This is a genomic window from Acinetobacter sp. CIP 51.11 (genome assembly GCF_000369665.1).
In the GTDB taxonomy this organism is placed as follows: Bacteria; Pseudomonadota; Gammaproteobacteria; order Pseudomonadales; family Moraxellaceae; genus Acinetobacter; species Acinetobacter lwoffii_S.
The window spans coordinates 345,340-366,432 of the sequence record NZ_KB850129.1; the positions used below are offsets into that span (position 1 = coordinate 345,340).

Below are 21,093 nucleotides of genomic sequence, written 5' to 3' on the forward strand. Positions count from 1 at the left end.
CAAACTTCATTGGAAAATGAAATCCAAACTGAATTTTCAGGCTGATTTAATCGAATAAAATCAGTGCAATTCTTTAAGCAGACTGTCCAGTAAATCCTGTATAAACTGAATCCGCTTTTGATAGTCTTCCAGCATGACCATGACTTTTAGACGTTGACCGCCATCCATCCGGAAATAGGTCGGATGTTTCTGCATCATCTGGATAATCGTCATGGCTTGAACCGGAGTATCCGGTGCAAATTCAATATGCCCACCCTGATTGCTGATATCAATTTTAGTAATACCAAGCTGCTCGGCTTTCAATCGAATCTGATGTACAGCAAAGAGCTGTTTGACCGGTTGCGGCGGTATACCAAAACGATCAATCAATTCCATCCGGATATTATCCAGCTTTTCCTGGGTATCGGTATTACTGATGCGTTTATAGAACAACAGACGTTGATGCACATCACCCAGATATTCATCCGGAATCAGTGCTGGCATATGCAGGGTAATTTCGGCAGTCAATGACAATGGTGCGTCGAAGTTTGGCGTTTTACCTTTTTGAATGGCTTTGGTGGCTTTTTCCAGCATTTCCATATACAGGCTATAACCAATCGCCTGCATCGAACCACTCTGCTGTTCACCGAGTAATTCACCTGCGCCGCGAATTTCCAGATCTTCAGTTGCCAGCATAAAACCGGCACCCAAAGTTGAAGCACGCTGAATGGCATCCAGACGTTTTTCTGCATCACCTTTTAAGGCTTTTAATGACGGTACCATCAAATATGCATAAGCCTGATGATGTGAGCGCCCTACACGTCCGCGTAGCTGATGTAATTGCGCCAGGCCCAGTTTGTCGGCACGTTCAATCAGAATGGTGTTGGCATTCGGAACATCAATCCCGGTTTCAATAATGGTCGAACATACCAGAACATTGTATTCCTTGTGATAGAACTGCTGCATCACCTGCTCCAGTTCACGTTCACGCATCTGTCCGTGGGCCACAATCACCCGCGCTTCCGGCACCAGTTTACGGATATGCTCGGCGGCACGATCGATTGTATCAACTTCATTATGCAGAAAATAAACCTGACCACCGCGCAGCAATTCACGCAGAATCGCTTCTTTAATGGTGTCATCGGTATGTTCCTGCACAAAGGTTTTCACCGCAAGACGGCGTGCCGGCGGTGTGGCGATAATCGACAGATCACGCATGCCACTAAAGGCCATATTCAGCGTACGTGGAATTGGAGTCGCAGTCAGTGTCAGCATATCAACATCGGCACGCATGGCCTTGATTCGCTCCTTGTCGCGCACACCGAAACGATGCTCTTCATCGACAATCATCAGACCGAGATTCTTAAACTGGACATTTTCCTGCAAAATCTTATGTGTACCAATCACAATATCGACTTTACCTTCAATGAGGTCGTCAATGGTCTTAGTATGTGCTTTGGAAGAACCGAAACGTGACAGCACTTCAATCCGGACCGGCCAGTCGGCAAAGCGGTCTTTGAATGAATCATAATGCTGCTGTGCCAGCAAGGTGGTTGGTACCAGAATCGCCACCTGCCGATTATTCTGCACTGCAACAAATGCGGCACGCATCGCGACTTCTGTCTTGCCGAAACCCACATCACCACACACCAGTCGATCCATCGGCTTGGCCTGTTGCATGTCATGCAGTGTGGCTTCAATCGCATTGGCCTGATCCAGTGTTTCTTCATAGGCAAAGCCACTGGCAAATTGCATATACAGGCTTTGATCGATTTCAAAACTGATTCCAGGTTTGGAAGAACGCCGTGCCTGAATATGCAGCAATTCGGCCGCGACATCGTGAATCTGTTCCAGCGCTTTACGTTTGGCTTTATTCCATGCATCCGTACCCAGTTTATGCAACGGTGCCAGATCCGGATCACCACCACTATACCGGCTGATTAAGTGCAGATTGGTCACCGGCACATAGACTTTGGCGGCATCTGCGTAATCCAGTTGCAGGAATTCGTGATCCTGATCATCAATACTTAAGGTGACCAGACCGGCATAACGTCCGACCCCATAATCGATATGCACCACAGGTGCGCCCATGGTCAGCTCAGTTAGACTTCGGATCAGAAACTCTTCTGAAACTTCCTGTTGACGTTTGCGACGGCGCTGTACCACGCGATGTTCATAGAGCTGGTTTTCAGAAATGATGCTGACACGATCGGTCAGCACCAGACCACGCTCTAATGGCGCATTGGTAATCGCAATCGCATACAGGGAGGTGATAAAGCTCTCAAAGTTATCAACCGTCGGAATATCACCCAGACTTGGTCGTAACGCATCTTTGAGGCTTTCACGGCGTCCGGCACTCTCTGCCACCAGCAGAACCGGATGATTGGCCTGATCGATATATTTTTTGACTTCAATAAATGGTTTTTCACGTTTTGGATCGACAGGCAGACGTGGTGGCAACTGGGTATCGAGGTTCAATACGCCGGCTTTTTGGTCAAAAGGCGTTTGGGCGGCAATAATACGTGCAAATTGATTCAGCTGCTCCAGAACCTGATTGGTCTGAAAGAACAGGCTGTCTGGGGGTAGGATCGGCTGATCAACATTGTGACGGCGATCTTCATAACGGCGCACCACATCTTGCCAGAATTGGGTCAAACTCTCGTCTAAAGCCCGATCTGTAATGACAATGCCATTCTTTGGTAAGTACGAAATAAGTGAGCTTTGGTCTTGCATGGCCTCAGCACTGAAAAACAGCGGTAAATAAAACTCGATTCCCGGTGAAACAATGCCCTCCATCACATCCAGATAGATCGGGTTTTTCTTTGGATTGGCAGTCGGGAAAAATTCGGCATAACGGTCACGGAAGGTGGCACGGCCTTCCTTGAGTGGAAATTCCTGTGCCGGCAATACGGTAAACTGTTGCAAACTTTGTATGGTGCGCTGAGTTTCGGAATCAAAAAATTTCAAGCTTTCAATTTCATCATCAAACAAGTCAATCCGAATCGGTGCTTCCTGCCCCGAGGCATAAATATCCATGATACTGCCGCGTACCGCGAATTCACCCGGATCATAAACGGTGTCGACCAGATGATAACCGGCCTGAATCAGCTTTTTCTTTTGTTGTTCCAGATCAAATTTCTGACCGACATGAATATCGAAATGCTCACCCAGAATCCATGAGGTCGGCGCCACACGTTGTGCCAAAGTTGAGGCGGACAGCAACAGTACGCCAGTTTTTGGCATATTGGATAAGATTGCCAGACGTTCCGAGACAATATCCTGATGGGGGGAGAGACGGTCATAAGGCAAGATTTCCCAATCTGGAAAAATCGTGGGTTTAACCCCATAAAATTCCAGTTCACTTTCCAGTTGACCCAAATGCTGATTATTACGTGCAATCACGATAAATAAACGCGATTGCTGCTGCACGATTTCTTTAAGCAATAATGCAGTTGAGGAACCTTGCAGATTGCCTAACCAGCGTTTCTCGCCTGCTTTGAGCTGTGGTAAATTGAGTTGGGAAATTTCTTGTTGGAACATGGATATAGCTTTAAAGTCTAAATAACCTGAGGCTTATACTAGCACGATGATCTCAGGATATTTTGTTATTTTTATGCAGTCTTGCCACATCCATATACTTCGATTTTAAGCCACTTTTTCAGCTTATTTTTGATCGCGCAGAAAGTTACGATAATAATCATTTAACTTCTTAAGAATCATTTTAAATTGCAGCAGATTCTCTTCGGTATTCCCCAAACTTGCATTAAAACGCTGATGGGCAATTTCCAGATCAATTTTTTCATTGATCAGCATCGCGGTGTCATATAACGCTTTTAAATCATCAAACTGTTTTAAACGGCGATTCGACAAATACTCTAATCGTGCACCCAATTCCTGATTGAGTTGAATACCATCGACGATATAACCAGTCCCTTCTACATACTGGATATTCTGCTCTTCTAAATATAGCTGTGCAGCAGTCGGTTTATTACTTTTAAATAATGCACTGATTTTATCAAACATCGCCATTTACCCAGCCAAATATAGTTCAGGCTCTAGTCTAGATGAAAATGCCTCAAATCCACATCCTGAACTTGAGGCAAATTATCAAAATAGCAGCGATTCGCTGTTTCAGACGATTTAATAGGTATATGTATGTTAAGAAACCTGTTCGAGCTGATTCTCTGCTGAAGGGATTTCAGACACCAGATTTTCAAATGCAAAAATCTCTTCTAATTGCGCTTCACTCAATAAGCCTAACTCTAATACCACCTGTGGCACGGTTTTATTCTCCCGCATACATTGTTTGCCGATTTCATCGCACTTGGCATGTCCCAGAATCGGTTCAAGCAAGGTCACAATCCCGACACTGCGCATGACGGAACTTAAGCAAATCTGTTCATTGGCCTGAATACCAGCAATACATTTCTGATTCAAGGTTTGCATGCCTTGGGTCAATAATTGAATTGATTCATTCATCGTCACGGCAATCACAGGTTCCATGACATTCAATTGTAACTGCCCGGCTTCCGCAGCCATAGTAATGGTTAAGTCATTACCCATCACCCGGAATGCAATCTGATTCACAACTTCTGGAATTACCGGATTGATTTTTGCCGGCATGATCGAAGAACCTGCCTGTAACTCAGGTAAGCGAATTTCAGCTAACCCTGTACGCGGCCCCGAGCTGAGCAAGCGCAAGTCATTACAGATTTTGGACAATTTCACTGCCAGACGTTTTAAACTGCTCGACAAGATAATAAAGACGCCACAATCGCTGGTCGCCTCGACATAATCTGCTGCACCTTTTAAAGGTAAACCTGTCAGGTGCGCCAAGATTTCCACCACCCGCTTGGCATAGCCCGGCGGTGTATTGACCCCGGTTCCAATGGCGGTGGCGCCTAAATTGACTTCTAGCAATAACTGTCGCATCTGTCCAATCAGCTTCAGGTCTTCTTTTAATAAGGTGGCAAATGCCCGGAATTCCTGTTCCATTGTCATCGGAACTGCATCTTGTAACTGGGTACGTCCCATCTTGATGACATATTCAAATTCGGCAGCTTTATGGTCGATACTGTCAATCAATGCTTTAAGCACGCTCAACAATTCATCCAGACTGCTATAGGTCGCCAGACGCAAAGCCGTTGGATAGACATCATTGGTCGATTGCGAGGTATTGACGTGATCATTCGGATGCAGAATGTGATAATCACCTTTCTGATGGCCCGACATTTCTAGGGCAATATTGGCAATCACCTCATTGGTATTCATATTGATGGAGGTTCCGGCACCGCCCTGATAAGGATCAAGTGGAAATGCTGCTTGCCACGCTTCTGGATGCTGAACCAATTCATCACAAGCTTTCTGAATGGCAGTACTGGTCTGCTCGGACAATTTTTGAAAGTGTAGATTGGCCTGTGCCGAAGCTTTTTTCACTTGGGCCAAAGCACGAATAAAATGTGTTTGTTGCCCCACCGCCAATCCGGAAATCTTAAAATTTTCGATGGCACGTAAGGTATGAATCCCATAATAGCTATGCAACGGGATTTGTTTTTCCCCCAATAAATCACGTTCAATGCGGGTCGGTTCGATTTGAAGCATATTGTCCACTAAAAAATACTCTTGGCGATGCACCGTATTTGGTGTGACATTAATATGAGCAAACAAATACAGGCCTAATAGGAAGACTTTAACCTAGATTTGCTACGATTTATTACCAATACGCTAAAGCTGTGAGTTTTGTAAGATTGTGTAAGCAATTGGCTCAAATTCAAATATTTTCATTATTTATTCAAAATTTCCACTTTTCCCCTGAATTCGACGTCGTATTGGCTTTTATCCGCTTAAGTTATTCCTAATTCAATTTCAGTGAATTACTACTCTGTTTACAATAGGTATACATAAAAGCTGTGTAATTGTTACAGAGTGTAATTTTTAAACCATGCTTGAATCACCTCCTTGCAATCTCAGTACAAAAAATCATCTTGGACGATGATTTCCATATTTACAGGATGACCTGCCCATGACTTCTTTAAACCCCACCCTGATTACTTTCATGTTTTATATTATCGCCATGATTGCAATCGGTTTATATGCTTATCGTGCCACCTCCAATTTTGACGAATATATTCTAGGTGGACGGAGTCTGGGCAGTGTCGTTACTGCACTTTCGGCGGGCGCATCGGATATGAGTGGCTGGCTGTTGATGGGTCTTCCGGGAGCCATTTACCTGTCTGGCCTGTCAGAAGCCTGGATTGCGATCGGTTTGATTATCGGCGCGTGGCTGAACTGGTTACTGGTGGCAGGTCGACTGCGTGCCCATACCGAATATCAGAACAATGCCCTGACCTTGCCGGATTATTTCACCAGCCGTTTTTCCGATCGTAAACGTATTTTACGGGTCTTGTCTGCCTTGGTGATTCTGGTGTTCTTTGCAATTTATTGTGCCTCAGGCATGGTCGCAGGTGCACGACTGTTTGAAAGCCTGTTTGGCTGGGATTACACCACAGCGCTTGTGATTGGTGCGATGGCGACGATTCTTTATGTTTGTATTGGTGGCTTTTTGGCGATCAGCTGGACAGATACATTCCAAGCCGGTTTGATGATTTTTGCCTTATTGCTGACTCCGATCATTACCTTCTTGGCTCTGGGCGACAACAGCCAGCAAGTGAGTGTCATCCTTGAATCGGCTCGCCCACATGCTTCAAGCATGCTTGAAGGTTTAAGCACCGTTGCGATTATTTCCAGTCTGGCTTGGGGCTTGGGTTATTTTGGTCAGCCGCATATTCTGGTGCGTTTTATGGCAGCAGATTCGGTCAAAACCATTCCTGCTGCACGCCGTATTGGCATGACCTGGATGATTCTATGCCTAGGCGGTGCAGTGGCTGCCGGTTATATCGGTATTGCCTACTTCAGTGTCAATCCCGCATTGGCTTCGGTGGTGAATCAAAACCCTGAAACGGTATTTATGGAGTTGACCAAAATCCTGTTTAATCCATGGATTGCCGGAATCATTCTGGCTGCTATCTTGGCGGCAATTATGAGCACCTTGAGCTGTCAGCTTCTGGTCTGCTCAACCACCCTGACCGAAGATTTATATAAGAGTTTCCTGCGTAAAAATGCTTCACAAAAAGAACTGATCTGGGTCGGTCGCGGCATGGTCTTGGTGATTGCCCTAATTGCCATTTCACTGGCGATTAATCCGAACAGTAAGGTTTTGGGTCTGGTGGCTTATGCCTGGGCGGGCTTTGGTGCTGCATTTGGCCCACTGATTATCCTGTCTCTCTTCTGGAAACGAATGACCCTCAACGGCGCAATTGTGGGTATGGTTGTTGGTGCTGTGACTGTAATTGTCTGGAAAAATTATATGGGTGATATCGGTCTGTATGAGATTATTCCGGGCTTTATTCTGGCCACGCTCAGCATTATCATCGTCAGCCTGCTGGATAAAGCACCTAGCGAAGATGTGGTTCATCGTTTTGAAATGGCTAAAGCCGAGTATCAAAAAGAAATGGCGGAAATGAAAAAATAAATATTTTCTTCAGCATAAATTAAAGGGACTTTCGAGTCCCTTTTTTGATTTTAATTTACTGCTAATTATTTGGCTTTTCCCGGCATTTTCAGATGGATCTGTTGACTTTCTTTAATCACTTCCATCACCGGATAACTGCGCGTTTCTTTAATTCCGGGCAATTGCCACAAGATCTGACCAGAGATTTTCCGGAACTCATCCATATTGGCACATCGGATTTTTACCACAAAATCAAAACCGCCACTGATCATGTGACATTCGATAATTTCAGGAATCTGCCGCACAGCATGGGAAAATTCATCTAAAACATTCGGTGTGGTTTTATCCAATAAAATTTCAACAAAGACCACAAAACCATTATTCAACATGACTGGATTGAGGCGCGCTTCATAGCCCACAATAAAACCTTCCCGGGTCAGCTTTTGTACACGCGCCAAGGCTGCCGTAGGCGACAGATTGACCAGTTCAGCCAGTTTGATATTGGACAGCTTGGCATCGGATTGCAATAAACCCAGTATACGAATATCTATACGGTCAAGGTTCAAATAAGGACTTGGCATTAGAATTATTCTCTAAAAAAAGCGAAAACTATAGTGAGATATTCGTCAAATATTCTGTGATTATAGATTAAAACTCACTCACCTCAAAGAACTGATTGACGCAGTACAGGAAGTCACTATGCCAACCACTCTCCGCCCAGATTCAATTTTAGATTCAGCCCAGCATTCGAATTATATTGCTGAATTTAAACACAAAAACCAATACGAAGAACGTATTAATACGGCATGGCGTCGTGCTGAAACTGAATGCGTCGAAGAGTTATTGGTCCATAGTGAAATTTCTTCCGAAATGAGTGACAAGATTCAGGCGCTTGCCTTTGATCTCGCACATTCCTTACGTGAACGCAAAAGTTCCACTGGGAAAGCCGGTATTGTCCAAGGCTTATTGCAGGAATTTTCTTTATCCTCTCAGGAAGGCATTGCCCTGATGTGTCTGGCAGAAGCCTTGCTGCGGATTCCGGACAAAGCCACACGTGACCTGCTGATTCGAGACAAAATCAATCAAGGTAACTGGAAAGAACATTTGGGTCAGAGCCAGCTAATGTTTGTGAATGCGGCAGCCTGGGGACTGATGCTGACTGGCAAGCTGATGGAAACCCCGCAGCAAAAGAGCCTGTCTAGCTTGTTGACTGGTCTTTTGGCACGCAGTGGCCGCGGGATTATCCGTAAGGCCGTCGATGTTGCCATGCGCATGATGGGCGAGCAGTTTGTTACGGGTGAAACCATTGATGAAGCACTGAAAAATGCGGAGCCGCTGGAAGAAAAAGGCTTTCGCTATTCCTATGACATGCTGGGTGAAGCAGCACTGACCGATCCGGATGCTGAACGTTATTATCAGGATTATCAGCAAGCCATTCATGCCATTGGTCAATCTTCGCAGAATAAAGATGTTTATGACGGGCCTGGCATTTCTATCAAACTCTCTGCGCTGCACCCCCGTTATCAGCGTTCGCAAATGGATCGCGTGCATGATGAGCTCTATGCAAAAGTACTGAAACTCGCGGTCTTGTCCAAGCAATACAATATTGGTTTAAATATCGATGCTGAAGAAAGTGATCGCCTTGAGATTTCACTGGAACTGTTAGAACGCCTGTGTTTTGAACCACAATTACAGGACTGGAAAGGCATTGGCTTTGTGATTCAGGCCTATCAGAAACGCTGCTTCTATGTAGTGGATTACATCATTGATCTGGCGAAACGCAGCCAGAAACGCCTGATGATTCGTCTGGTCAAAGGCGCATATTGGGATAGCGAAATCAAAAAAGCCCAGATTGATGGAATGTCGGATTATCCAGTATTTACCCGTAAGGTGCATACCGATCTGTCTTATATTGCCTGTGCGCGTAAGCTTTTGGCTGAACCGGATTATATCTACCCGCAATTTGCCACACACAATGCACAAACGGTAGCGACGATCTATCAGCTGGCGCAACCTGAGCAGTATTATGCCGGTCAATATGAGTTTCAATGTCTGCATGGCATGGGCGAACCGCTGTATGAAAATGTCGTGGGCGATCCATCGAAAAATAAACTCGGTGTTCCCTGCCGGATCTATGCGCCCGTCGGCAATCATGAAACCTTGCTGGCTTATCTGGTGCGCCGTTTACTGGAAAATGGTGCCAATACCTCTTTCGTCAATCGTATTGCCGACAAGACCTTGAAAATTGAAGATTTGATCGAAAATCCACAGCAAACCATTTTAAAGGCGTCAAAACAGGAAAGCGTATTGGGTGCCAAGCATCCGCATATTCCCTATCCGCAAGATCTTTATGCCGATGAACGATTGAACTCTTCAGGACTCGATTTGGCCAATGATGCTGAACTCAGTATTTTAAATGAAGTCGCATCCAGTCTGGCAAATACGCAATTTCAGGCAGCGGCTATGGGAACGGCATTTAGCAGCGTGGATACGCCCCATGCAGTTCCAGTGATCAATCCAGCACACCATCAGGATGTGGTCGGCACAGTCTATGAAGCAACTTCTGAACAGGCCGAAATTGCACTCACTCAAGCAGTTAATGCACAAAGTTTCTGGGCCAATCTGCCAAAAAATGAGCGTGCTGCCTGCCTGAATAAAGCCGCAGAACTGATGGAACAGCGTTTGCTTCCGCTCATGGTTCTTCTTTCTCGCGAAGCAGGTAAAACCTATGCCAATGCGATTGCCGAAGTACGTGAGGCGGTAGATTTCTTGCGTTACTATGCAGCTCAAGTTTTGGATCTCAGTGACAATGTACAGATCCAGCCTTTAGGTACTGTACTATGTATCAGTCCATGGAACTTCCCGCTGGCGATTTTTACCGGTCAGATTTCAGCAGCGCTGGTCGCTGGCAATACCGTGATTGCCAAACCGGCTGAACAAACACCGCTCATTGCAGCACAAGCCGTACAGATTTTATGGGAAGCCGGCATTCCGCAGGATGTGTTACAGCTATTGCCGGGCCGTGGTGAAACCATTGGTGCACAGCTCAGTGCAGATCCACGTATTCAGGGCATCATGTTTACCGGTTCCACCGAGGTCGCCCAAATTCTACAAAAAACTGTGGCAGAACGAATAAACCAGTTTGGAGAAAGCGTCACCCTGATTGCTGAAACTGGTGGTCAAAATGCCATGATTGTGGATTCATCTGCATTGACTGAACAGGTGGTGTTGGATGTTGTGAGCTCTGCCTATGACAGTGCCGGTCAGCGCTGTTCTGCCCTGCGTGTCCTTTGTGTGCAAGAGGATAATCTGGAGGCTGTTCGCAACATGCTCAAAGGTGCCATGCAACAGTTGCGCGTTGGCAATCCGGTCTTGCTGAAAACCGATATTGGTCCAGTGATTGATGCAGAAGCCCAGCAAAATATCCAAAAGCATATTGAGCAGATGCGCAGCAAAGGTCATACAGTTCATCAGTTGATGTTTAATCAGGACCAGACTGAATTAACTCCAGGAACATTCATTGCACCAACCCTGATTGAACTGCCAAATCTGGATGATCTGGAACGTGAAGTGTTTGGCCCGGTACTGCATCTGATCAGCTATAAATATGGCGAACTGGAACAGTTGTTAGATCAGATCAACAGCAAGGGTTATGGCCTGACCATGGGCTTGCACACGCGTATTGATGAAACCATGCAAACCGTGATTGCACGAGCGGAAGTCGGCAACCTGTATATCAACCGCAATATCGTTGGTGCGGTCGTGGGCGTCCAGCCCTTTGGTGGCGAAGGTCTGTCTGGCACCGGCCCGAAAGCAGGTGGCCCGTTGTATATCTACCGTTTAATGCATCAAGTATCCGAGAAAAAACTGGCGCAGCCTTATGCAGTTCAAGCGGGTCCAGCACTTGTTGAAAATAAACTTGTTCAGGAGTTTAAAGTCTGGGTAGCTAAAACTTTCCCAACTTTATCTTTAAAAGCACCTATGCAAATTGCGACTGGTCAAAGCTTTAGCCTGCAAGGTCCAACCGGTGAGGAAAATCAGTACCTAATCTTGCCACGAGAAAGTGTTCTATCTTTGGCACACACGGAGCAAGACCAGATTCAGCAAATTCTGGCAATTTTATCGGTCGGCAGTCGTCCTGCATTCCTAGCTGACAATACTTTTATTCTGAAATATTTACCAACCATGCCAGCCGCGATCAGCAAGCAATTTAAAGTGGTCCGGGATATTGAAACAGGCGCGTTTGATGCCGTCCTGCATCATGGTGATTCTTCTGAACTGATTGATTTTCAAAAACGCATTGCAGGCCGAAAAGGTGCAATTATTGGTATCACCCATTTAAGTTCGGGCAACTATGATATTCCGGTCGAGCGATTTGTGATTGAACGCGCCATCAGTATCAATACGGCGGCGGCAGGCGGAAATGCCAGCTTGATGACGATGGATAATCTCTAAATCAGTCCAATCATCTCATCATTTTTAGCTTAAATCTTTCCTCTTGATGGCCAAACCTCTCTCCTCAGAAGGTTTGGTCTTTTTTATGCAGCTTTTAAAGCGGCTCAACTACAATAGGCTTAGGCAGATCGGCAATTTTTTGCTACCATTTGCGCTTTAAAATATTTGCGATTTCTTACTGCATATGACTTCATCTTATCAGCAACAACTTGAAGCCAAAATTGAACGCATCAGCGCTCAGTTTGCCGAATATCAACCACCTGCTTTAGAAGTATTCCAGTCTCCTGAAAAATATTTCCGCATGCGTGCTGAATTCCGGATCTGGCATACTGAAGATGATCTGTTTTATGCCATGTTTGAACGTGACGAGAACAACAATAAAAAAGTGATTCGGATTGATGAGTTTCCAATTGCAGACCGCAGTATTAATGACTTGATGCCGCAACTACTGGCAGCATTCAAGGCAGATGCCAATCTGGGTCATCGCCTGTTTGAAGTCCATTTTCTGGCGACGTTAAGTGGTCAGGTTCTGGTATCCCTGATTTATCACCGCAAGCTGGATGAAAGCTGGGAACCTGCCGCGAAAGCCCTGGCGGAAAAGCTGAATATCAAACTGATTGGCCGAAGCCGTGGCCAGAAATTCGTCCTGACTGATGAATATGTGGTGGAAGAGCTATCGGTCTTTGATCGTCGCTATAAATACAAGCAGATCGAAAGCAGCTTCACTCAGCCGAATGCACAAGTTTGTCAAAAAATGCTGGAATGGGCATGTGATGCAGCGGAACAATCAGATAAAGATTTGCTGGAACTCTACTGTGGCAATGGGAACTTTACCCTGCCGCTTTCGACCAAATTCCGCCGTGTTTTGGCCACTGAATTAGCCAAATCTTCAGTTTATGCAGCTGAGTGGAATATTGAGCAGAACCAGATTGAAAATATTCAGGTTGCGCGTCTGTCTGCCGAAGAATTCACTCAAGCCTATAATGGCGAACGTGTTTTCCGTCGTTTGCAGGAAGCACAAATTGACATTTCGACTTATGATTTTGATACGGTATTTGTCGATCCACCGCGTGCTGGTATTGATGATGAAACGCTGAAACTGTTACAGCGTTTCCAGCGTATTATTTACATTTCTTGTAATCCAGATACCTTATATGACAATCTGAAACAGTTGTCTCAAACGCATAGAATCAGCAAGTTCGCCATGTTTGACCAGTTCCCGTATACGCACCATGTTGAGACGGGTGTCTTATTAGAAAAAGTATAAAGAGTTTGTTTCAATTTATTATATTGTTACAATAATGGAGCTTTTTAAAGCTCCATTTTTTATATTTAAAATCATATGTTTAATAATAAATATTGAATTGTACAGCAAGAAATATCGTTAGATCTTCGGGCTTCAATCGGAAATTTTCTAGCCTGACTGCTGCTTTTATCACATAGGTCCTATTGCTTTATTTATTTAATTGGCTATATTTCACTCTATGTTAGGTTGTTGTATGAAGGCTCTATGAGTTTTTGGCAAAAGTTGTTTTCTAATGAACAACACAATGAACACAAGAATCAAATTGCTTGTGTTGAAAATGATTGCTCTTGCAAGACAAATGAACAGCTTCTTGAAGCACTTTCTAAAGCCACTGATGAAGAAATCATCATCGGAATTAAAAAGGTTCTGGTATCTCGCGGCTATAGCCGTAAAGAACTGAATGAACTTCAGCACTTGCCATTGCAGTAATCGGCCAAGGTTACAGCCGTATAAAGAAAGCACTTGCGTAGTCAGGTGCTTTTTTTATGCTTGAAAGTTTATAGTTGAAGGGTTTGGTCTTCTCTATTTCAGCATAGTTTATTAACTCCAACTTTAAAACTTCAGAGATCAGGCAGGAAAACTCTAAACAACTCATTTGATCCCCTTTGATTTGAAGAAATGTTAAGGCTTGCTTAGGCTATTTAAAACCTTTATCAGAAGAATATGTTCTAAATTCTGCTTTCTTTAAATCCCTTTAAATTTGGCTTAATAACTCTTCAATTCTGATCTGAAACTCAGGCAAGGCATCGATTAATTTAGCAAAACACAGTACACTTCCTATTAAACGACAATGCTTTTTAAATGGCTTAATTCTGATATGCAACAGACTAAACGGTTTCCCATAGGCGCACACCTTATGGTTAAACATTTCGGTTATACCCATCATGGGATTTACGCCGGACGTGGTCGTGTCATTCATTATTCCGGCTTTGCGCATTTATTCAAGAAACGCCCCATTGAAATCACCTCGATTGAAAAATTCAGTCATGGCAAACCGATTCATATGCAGCATTATGATTCGACAAAATATAAAGGTCGTAAAGTAGTACGCCGCATGCGGTCCAGAATGCATGAAAATAACTATCATCTGATTATTAATAATTGCGAACATTTGTGTACCTGGGCCATTACCGGCGTAGAAAGCAGCCCGCAAGTGATTTATATGATGAATCGTCTGACCACGATTGGTTATATCAGCTCGATGATGAGTTTTATGAACAGCATGTTCCTGACCCTGACCACCACCAGTTTCGCATTGGCGCTGTACATCAAGAAGAAGCTCAGAGATAAAGCCAATCTGCGTTTGCAACAATACCGTGAATTGCAAGATCAGGCTAAAACTAAAGTGTCAGACCTGACTAATTTTAAACATCGTTAATTCAAAGCCTAGTCTACCGATAAATGATGAGCAGGAAAGGTTGAGGCCGTGTTTACATTTTGATGATGTCGATAAGGAATTAGGTTAAATAGCCTTTTTTGGCTTGAATCGCTTCAGGTAGTGCTTTGCCTAAAGAGCTTAGGGTTTCCCGCTCTACCAGTCGTACAATTGAATCTAGCGGCAGATCATTGTCTTGTAGACCAAAGGGTTCTTCCAGCTCCGCACTAAGCTCATCCAGCCCGAGTAGCATATAAGCAATTAATCCGACCAGGATCGGCGTCCACAGGCCTAAATTTGCCTGCAAACTGAAAGGCAGGATAAAGCAAAAAGAATAAACCGCACGATGTAATAATACCGAATAAGAAAATGGTAATGGCGTTGACAAAATTCGGTCACAACCAGCCTGAATATCTCCCAAGGCCACAGTATGCTGATTCAGGTTGTTATAAATAATATCGCTGATCTTACCCTGTTTATATTGCTGTACCAGCTCTTTTTGCATCTGTTCCAGCACCCATTGTGATGGATTGATTTGCATGGGCAATTGCTCAAATGATTTAGGTTCAAAACCGGTAGTCGCCTGATAATCCTGAATACTGGGCGTTTGCTGTCTCAGCCGGTCCCGCAATAGATAAGTAAACAGCATCATGCGATACAGCAACATTTCACGGGTTTGATTATCTAGCACATGGCTGTCACGGCATAAATGACGCGTGGTTGCAATCAACGCACCCCAAAGCTTGCGCCCTTCCCACCAGCGATCATAGCAGGCCGTATTTCTAAAACTCAGAAAGATCGAAAGAATGACACCAAAAATCGTAAAGCCAATTGCCGGGACAGCAGGAAGGCTCACGAAATGCGCCTGACTCAAATACACTAGCAAAGCGGAAATAAAAACCACCAAGATTAATGCGGGCAGCACCTTGGGCAGAATCGTTCCCTGCCAGGCAAACAGTAACCCCAAACTATTATTCTTATCACGCACAATCATGCAATTTTCCCTGCTGTATTGAAAAAGCCCAACCAGAGTTGGGCTTTTTACATTCTGACTTAAACCAGCTTATTTGCCTGGTTTAAAGCTGTCCTTAAGATCCAGAATACGGTTAAATACCGGTTTTTCGCTGGAATGATCATATTGATCTGCCACGAAATAACCTTCACGCTCAAACTGGAAACGATCCTCCGGCTGAGCTTGCGCTAATGCAGGCTCAATCACGGCCTGAACCACCTTCAATGATTCAGGGTTCAGGTTTGCCAAGAAGTCATCACCCACTTCTGGATCAGACTCCGTAAACAGACGGTCGTAAATACGCACTTCTGCAGGAACGCCTTTTGTCGCAGATACCCAGTGAATCACACCTTTGACCTTACGACCTTCAGGATTTTTACCTAAAGTTTCAGGATCAATCGAACATTTCAGCTCAACCACTTCACCATTTTCATCTTTAATGACTTCGTCACATTTGATGACATAGGCATGACGTAAACGTACTTCACCGCCTGGAATTAAACGTTTAAAGCCTTTTGGTGGCTCTTCTTCAAAGTCTTTACGGTCAATATACAGCTCGGTCGTCAATGGAATAACGCGCTCGCCCATATCGACATTCGGATGACGTGAATGGGTCAAATCCATATCGGCTGGCAAGTTGGTTAAAGTAACTTTTAATGGATTTAAAACCGCCATACCACGAGCAGCAGTATTTTCCAAAGACTGACGAATACAGTATTCCAGCATGGCTACATCGACGATACTGCCATCAACTTTCGATACACCAACACGTTGACAAAAATCACGCAGACCTTCAGGTGTGAAACCACGACGGCGCATACCCACTACAGTTGGCATACGTGGATCATCCCAGCCCTGAACATAGCCACCTTCAACCAGCTTACGCAATTTGCGTTTTGAGGTGATGGTATAGTCCACATTTAAACGGCTAGATTCGTACTGACGTGGCACGGATGGTGATTTAACTTTTGCCACTACCCAATCATAGAACGGACGGTGATCCTGGAATTCCAGGGTACAGAGTGAATGGGTAATACCTTCAATTGCATCAGAAAGTGGATGCGCATAGTCATACATTGGATAAATTTTCCATTTATCGCCAGTCTGATGGTGTTCAGAATGCAAGATACGGTATAAAATTGGATCACGCATATGCACGTTCGGTGAAGTCATATCGATCTTGGCACGTAAAACGGCCTGACCTTCTGCATATTCACCGCTGCGCATTTTCTCAAAACGCTCCAGGTTTTCTGCAACCCTTGCATCGCGTTGTGGCGAGTTCTTGCCTGGCTCAACGAAATTACCGCGGTTTAAACGGATCTCTTCAGGGCTTTGCAAATCCACATAGGCATCGCCCTGCTCAATCAGCTGAACTGCCCAGGTATAAAGTTGATCGAAATAGCTTGATGCATAACGCGGCTCGCCTTCCCATTGGAAACCCAGCCATTTCACATCATTGGCAATACCATCCACATATTCCTGCTCTTCGGCATCCGGGTTGGTATCGTCAAAACGCAGGTTACACACACCTTTAAATTCTTCAGCAATTCCGAAGTTCAAGCAAATTGCTTTCACATGGCCAATATGTAAATAGCCATTCGGCTCAGGCGGAAAACGCGTCACCACCTGTTGAGTACGACCAGCGGCTAAATCATCGGTAATGACCTGACGTACAAAGTCCAAGCCTGGTTGTTGTTCTTGCTGCTGCACTGAATCGACTGCATTGTTCTTTTGGGTCGGGTTCTCGGGCAGAGATGTCACAACATCATTTGGCTTCATGATCAATCATTCACTTCTAAAGTTAAAAAGGGATTAACGAATATTTCATCGTACAAGTTGTACGTATATTCATTATCAAAGTTCCTTAGTTTAACTATAGGTGCTTAATCTCTCAACCGCTAACTACGGTATTTGATTTCAATTCACTCATTTTAAAAATTGAAAATACAGTAAGCTGCCCAAAACTAAAATATCAACGCTTTACGGAATCAGAAAATGATTCAATTCGTGCCTGTCCGGAATATAACGCCCTGTCTGGCAGCATTTGAAATGCCTTGATAAATCAACGTATAAATAAGGTATTATTTTTATGCTTTTAACAAAGAAAATAATGTTTTTACTTGCCTTGTCGATTGTAGTTTGCTTATGCTTCACTCATTCAGAAAAAACCATGGCACTCGTCCATGATCAGGAGATTACACAATGAGTTTTCCTCAAGTCGAATTAAACACCAATAAAGGTCGTATTGTTCTAGAACTCAATGCTGAAAAAGCACCTAAAACCGTAGCTAACTTTTTAGAATACGTACGTGACGGTTTTTATGACGGCGTAATTTTCCACCGTGTTATTGATGGTTTCATGATCCAAGGCGGCGGCATGGATGAAAACTTCAAAGAAAAAGCGACACGTGATGCAATCGAAAACGAAGCAGACAACGGCTTGACCAATGACGAAGGTACGATTGCAATGGCGCGTACTCAGGCACCGCACTCTGCTTCTGCTCAGTTCTTCATTAACGTGAAAAACAACTCATTCCTTAACCACTCTGGCAAAACTGCTCAAGGTTGGGGTTATGCGGTATTTGGTAAAGTGGTTGAAGGTATGGACGTTGTGAACGAAATCAAAAACGTACGTACTGGCAACCGTGGCTACCACGCTGACGTTCCTCTAGAAAATGTAGTAATCGAATCTGCAAAAATCATTTCTGAATAAGTTTAAATCCTCCCTAACCCTCCTTTAATAAAGGAGGGAATCACCTTTTATCAAAATAAGGTTTTCCTCCCTTTTTCAAAGGGAGGTCGGGAGGGATTAAATTAAAGAAGGAAAAGATTCGTGATCTATCTGTTTATCTCAGATTTACATTTGTCACCTGATCACCCTCGACTTGTTCGGGGGTTTTTAGATTTATTAACTGAGTATCAAGATCAAAATACCCAACTGTATATTTTGGGCGACTGGTTCAATGCCTGGATTGGTGATGACTATACCTCTCCGTGGCTGGACGAGATTGTCACTACGTTAAAACAGTTTACTCAGGCTGGGAATCAAGTCTATTTTCAGGCCGGCAACCGGGATTTTGTCTTGGGAAGCAAATTTTTAGCTCGATTTGGCGGACAGCTTCTTCCCGAAATCGATCAGCTAATTATTGCCGGAACACGTTTTCGCCTGGAACATGGCGATGCACTATGCACCGATGATATTTCTTATCAGCGTTTTAAAAAGATTATTCGTCATCCCTGGCTACTGGGCTTCTTAAGAAAAACCCCGCTTTCATTTCGAACCAGACTGGCCAACCGCTTTCGTCAGCAAAGCCATCAGGCACAACAGTTTAAAAGCTATGAAGTGATGGATGTCAACCCGCATGCAGTTGAGCTGGCATTACAGCATGTAGATGTACTGATCCATGGTCATACGCATCGCGCAGCCATTCATGAACTGGGTCAAAAGAGAAGAATTGTGCTGGGCGACTGGAAAGAAGACAGCGCAGAGATTCTGGAAATTCAGGAAGATCAGAGTTTTGATACCCTGAAACTAAAAAAGTGGCGATATTAATCAGCCACTTTTTTACGATATTGATCTGCTTAACACAGACGATAAAGCTGGTTTACCCCAGTATAGAAACTTTTACCATCGAGATTGAACTGAAATTCCTCACCCGTTGGCAATTGAATCATTTTACCGACTTCAACCCAGATAAAACCGTCCATTGTATTTTGCTTACGCTTTAATGGAACCAGTTTCACGTTAATTTCATTGCCATCAGCGGCAGTGGCAATATGCCATTCATTGATTTTGATCAAAATATTTACTCACACGATATGAGCTTTTTGTGACTATATGGAGAGAGATTAATAACAACCTAGTTTACATAATAGTTCTATGGTTAGTAGATCTTATTTGAGTTCAAATACTTGAACTGAAAAGTACATCACAATCAGCTTAAAATAATAATAGAAGCAAGAACAGTACTTGCTTGAAGTGCAACCAGTGTAAGCTATTTATCCAGCAAAAGCAAAATTACATTGTAATGACAATAGAATGGGATTTTTAAGAACTTTTTTCATGCTTTGTTAATTATTAGGCTTTTGATTTTTATGATCTAAAATTCATTTTAACGTTACTTCATTTCCGTTGATAAACAAAACCTGTATTTAAATACCTTAAAATCAATATTAGAGACATGAAACTCAGCCCGAGGTACAGCAAGTTCCACTCTCCCGTCTTTTGATAATTTAGGATCAAGAGAATAGCATTTAAGGCTACAAACAGTACGTGAATCATAAAAAAGGCTTGTTGCACTCGTCTAGTTTTTTGCTGACGTTGGTTCTCTAAGATGTTCTGCTGTTCTTGTAAAAATTGTTCTGCATCTTGAAGGTTCATTATGATTTTCTTATGGCTGAATGAATAGCTCATCTAAAGAATTTCCGGTTAAAAATAAACTAAAAATCTAAGCAAGCTATTCATTCAGAATCTCTTGTTGATTAATAACCGCTAGTCGGATTAATCACATTGATATCCTTTTTATATTTCCCCAATAGATCACGCAAGGAATTCATCAAAACACTGGTATCTACGCCCACTGCTACAAACTCAGTGCCAAGTTCGATATATTTTTGCGTCACTTCATGCTGGGTTGACAGAATTCCTGCAGCTTTGCTTGCAGAACGAATCCGCTGGATTGCATCAATTACAGCTTTTTGTACTTCAGGATGATTCGGATCACCTTGATAACCCATAGTGGCAGATAGATCAACGGCGCCAATAAACACGCCATCAATCCCGTCGATCTGAAGAATAGCATCCAGATTTTCAAGTCCTGTGACCGATTCAATCTGGATTAATAAACAGATTTCTTCATGTGCCGTCTGATAATAATTTGGAATGCTGTTCCAGCGGGTGGCACGTGCCAGTGCAGCACCAACGCCACGAATTCCTTCAGGCGGATAACGGACTGCCCTGACCATGAGTTCGGCCTGTTCCACGGTTTCTACCATCGGAATCAACAGCGTTTGTGCACCGATATCAAGGAGTTGCTTGATCAGTTGTACGCTACCAATGGGTGGTCGTACCACTGCTTGCGAGGGATAAGCAGCAATACTTTGCAGTTGCGACAAAGTCGTTCTCAAATCACTGGGTGCATGCTCACCATCAATCAGCAGCCAGTCATAACCTGCATTTGCCGCAATCTCGGTTCCATAGGCATCTGCCAATCCAATCCATAAGCCGATTTGCTGCTGGGTTTTCAGTTTGTGTTTAAAGTAATTGGTCACTTGCATCCGCCAACCTATTTGCATGTTGCTGGCGATGCCTCTTATTAAACGCTTCTCGCTTAAAAGTGCCAATAGACAAAAACTGGATTTTAATCTGATTTAACTCTAAGTTTTGCTTGAATCCAGCTCAAGATCATCTCAAAACAGGCTTTGCCTGATGCTTTTTATTGTAATAATCAGGGGATG

Annotated in this window: 15 protein-coding genes; 7 read left to right on the forward strand and 8 right to left on the reverse strand. The window is 43.8% G+C overall.

Annotation, left to right across the window (positions count from 1 at the left end):
• Positions 1-60 precede the first annotated feature (60 nt).
• The 3 genes from mfd to F894_RS05440 all read right to left on the reverse strand — a co-directional run bounded on the left by mfd (position 61) and on the right by F894_RS05440 (position 5,580).
• Positions 61-3,519, reverse strand: coding sequence for a transcription-repair coupling factor (gene mfd / locus F894_RS05430; protein WP_005246566.1), 3,459 nt, complete (start codon positions 3,517-3,519; stop codon positions 61-63).
• A gap of 123 nt (positions 3,520-3,642) precedes the next feature.
• Positions 3,643-4,008, reverse strand: a complete 366-nt coding sequence (locus F894_RS05435) for a hypothetical protein (protein ID WP_005107165.1) — start codon at positions 4,006-4,008, stop codon at positions 3,643-3,645.
• A 129-nt stretch (positions 4,009-4,137) separates the two neighbouring features.
• Positions 4,138-5,580: an aspartate ammonia-lyase gene (locus F894_RS05440; RefSeq protein ID WP_034438428.1), complete on the reverse strand. Its 1,443-nt coding sequence runs from the start codon at positions 5,578-5,580 to the stop codon at positions 4,138-4,140.
• 421 nt (positions 5,581-6,001) lie between these two features.
• Between F894_RS05440 and putP the strand changes: the two genes are divergently transcribed.
• Positions 6,002-7,510 (forward strand): sodium/proline symporter PutP, encoded by a 1,509-nt coding sequence (gene putP, locus F894_RS05445; RefSeq protein ID WP_005246570.1) that lies wholly within the window; start codon positions 6,002-6,004, stop codon positions 7,508-7,510.
• Positions 7,511-7,575: 65 nt separating this feature from the next.
• On the opposite strand, the gene F894_RS05450 is transcribed toward putP, so the two are convergent.
• Positions 7,576-8,070, reverse strand: a complete 495-nt coding sequence (locus F894_RS05450; RefSeq protein WP_004279833.1) for an Lrp/AsnC ligand binding domain-containing protein — start codon at positions 8,068-8,070, stop codon at positions 7,576-7,578.
• 118 nt (positions 8,071-8,188) lie between these two features.
• Here F894_RS05450 and putA point away from each other — a divergent pair, with 118 nt between their 5' ends.
• The 4 genes from putA to F894_RS05470 all read left to right on the forward strand — a co-directional run bounded on the left by putA (position 8,189) and on the right by F894_RS05470 (position 14,628).
• Positions 8,189-11,944, forward strand: a complete 3,756-nt coding sequence (putA, locus tag F894_RS05455; protein ID WP_005246571.1) for a trifunctional transcriptional regulator/proline dehydrogenase/L-glutamate gamma-semialdehyde dehydrogenase — start codon at positions 8,189-8,191, stop codon at positions 11,942-11,944.
• Positions 11,945-12,128: 184 nt separating this feature from the next.
• Positions 12,129-13,211: a tRNA (uridine(54)-C5)-methyltransferase TrmA gene (gene trmA / locus F894_RS05460; protein ID WP_005246572.1), complete on the forward strand. Its 1,083-nt coding sequence runs from the start codon at positions 12,129-12,131 to the stop codon at positions 13,209-13,211.
• 243 nt (positions 13,212-13,454) lie between these two features.
• Positions 13,455-13,679 carry a hypothetical protein gene (locus tag F894_RS05465; RefSeq protein WP_034436106.1) on the forward strand — a complete coding sequence of 75 codons (225 nt, stop codon included), beginning with the start codon at positions 13,455-13,457 and terminating at the stop codon, positions 13,677-13,679.
• A 388-nt stretch (positions 13,680-14,067) separates the two neighbouring features.
• Positions 14,068-14,628, forward strand: a complete 561-nt coding sequence (locus F894_RS05470) for a lecithin retinol acyltransferase family protein (protein ID WP_034438430.1) — start codon at positions 14,068-14,070, stop codon at positions 14,626-14,628.
• Between the two features lie 79 nt (positions 14,629-14,707).
• Here the strand turns inward: F894_RS05470 and F894_RS05475 are convergent, their stop codons facing one another.
• Positions 14,708-15,619, reverse strand: coding sequence for a bestrophin family protein (locus F894_RS05475; protein WP_005246581.1), 912 nt, complete (start codon positions 15,617-15,619; stop codon positions 14,708-14,710).
• A 69-nt stretch (positions 15,620-15,688) separates the two neighbouring features.
• Positions 15,689-17,416, reverse strand: a complete 1,728-nt coding sequence (locus F894_RS05480; protein ID WP_004729824.1) for a glutamine--tRNA ligase/YqeY domain fusion protein — start codon at positions 17,414-17,416, stop codon at positions 15,689-15,691.
• Positions 17,417-17,839: 423 nt separating this feature from the next.
• Here F894_RS05480 and F894_RS05485 point away from each other — a divergent pair, with 423 nt between their 5' ends.
• Together F894_RS05485 and F894_RS05490 are read left to right on the forward strand one after the other, a co-directional pair.
• A complete protein-coding gene (locus F894_RS05485) occupies positions 17,840-18,349 on the forward strand; it encodes a peptidylprolyl isomerase (RefSeq protein WP_004279844.1) in 510 nt (169 codons plus the stop codon).
• A gap of 120 nt (positions 18,350-18,469) precedes the next feature.
• Positions 18,470-19,189, forward strand: coding sequence for a UDP-2,3-diacylglucosamine diphosphatase (locus F894_RS05490; protein ID WP_005246584.1), 720 nt, complete (start codon positions 18,470-18,472; stop codon positions 19,187-19,189).
• A gap of 29 nt (positions 19,190-19,218) precedes the next feature.
• On the opposite strand, the gene F894_RS05495 is transcribed toward F894_RS05490, so the two are convergent.
• A complete protein-coding gene (locus F894_RS05495) occupies positions 19,219-19,437 on the reverse strand; it encodes a hypothetical protein (RefSeq protein ID WP_004279847.1) in 219 nt (72 codons plus the stop codon).
• A gap of 681 nt (positions 19,438-20,118) precedes the next feature.
• A complete protein-coding gene (hpaI, locus tag F894_RS05505) occupies positions 20,119-20,913 on the reverse strand; it encodes a 4-hydroxy-2-oxoheptanedioate aldolase (protein WP_005246588.1) in 795 nt (264 codons plus the stop codon).
• Positions 20,914-21,093 lie beyond the last annotated feature (180 nt).

Bases quoted from the DNA above. Each gene is read 5' to 3' on its own strand.
- F894_RS05450 (WP_004279833.1), bottom strand. From the start codon at position 8,070: ATGCCAAGTCCTTATTTGAACCTTGACCGTATAGATATTCGTATACTG.
- F894_RS05440 (WP_034438428.1), bottom strand. From the start codon at position 5,580: ATGCTTCAAATCGAACCGACCCGCATTGAACGTGATTTATTGGGGGAA.
- putA (WP_005246571.1), top strand. From the start codon at position 8,189: ATGCCAACCACTCTCCGCCCAGATTCAATTTTAGATTCAGCCCAGCAT.
- mfd (WP_005246566.1), bottom strand. From the start codon at position 3,519: ATGTTCCAACAAGAAATTTCCCAACTCAATTTACCACAGCTCAAAGCA.
- putP (WP_005246570.1), top strand. From the start codon at position 6,002: ATGACTTCTTTAAACCCCACCCTGATTACTTTCATGTTTTATATTATC.
- trmA (WP_005246572.1), top strand. From the start codon at position 12,129: ATGACTTCATCTTATCAGCAACAACTTGAAGCCAAAATTGAACGCATC.
- hpaI (WP_005246588.1), bottom strand. From the start codon at position 20,913: ATGCAAGTGACCAATTACTTTAAACACAAACTGAAAACCCAGCAGCAA.
- F894_RS05485 (WP_004279844.1), top strand. From the start codon at position 17,840: ATGAGTTTTCCTCAAGTCGAATTAAACACCAATAAAGGTCGTATTGTT.
- F894_RS05470 (WP_034438430.1), top strand. From the start codon at position 14,068: ATGCAACAGACTAAACGGTTTCCCATAGGCGCACACCTTATGGTTAAA.
- F894_RS05465 (WP_034436106.1), top strand. From the start codon at position 13,455: ATGAGTTTTTGGCAAAAGTTGTTTTCTAATGAACAACACAATGAACAC.
- F894_RS05475 (WP_005246581.1), bottom strand. From the start codon at position 15,619: ATGATTGTGCGTGATAAGAATAATAGTTTGGGGTTACTGTTTGCCTGG.
- F894_RS05435 (WP_005107165.1), bottom strand. From the start codon at position 4,008: ATGGCGATGTTTGATAAAATCAGTGCATTATTTAAAAGTAATAAACCG.
- F894_RS05480 (WP_004729824.1), bottom strand. From the start codon at position 17,416: ATGAAGCCAAATGATGTTGTGACATCTCTGCCCGAGAACCCGACCCAA.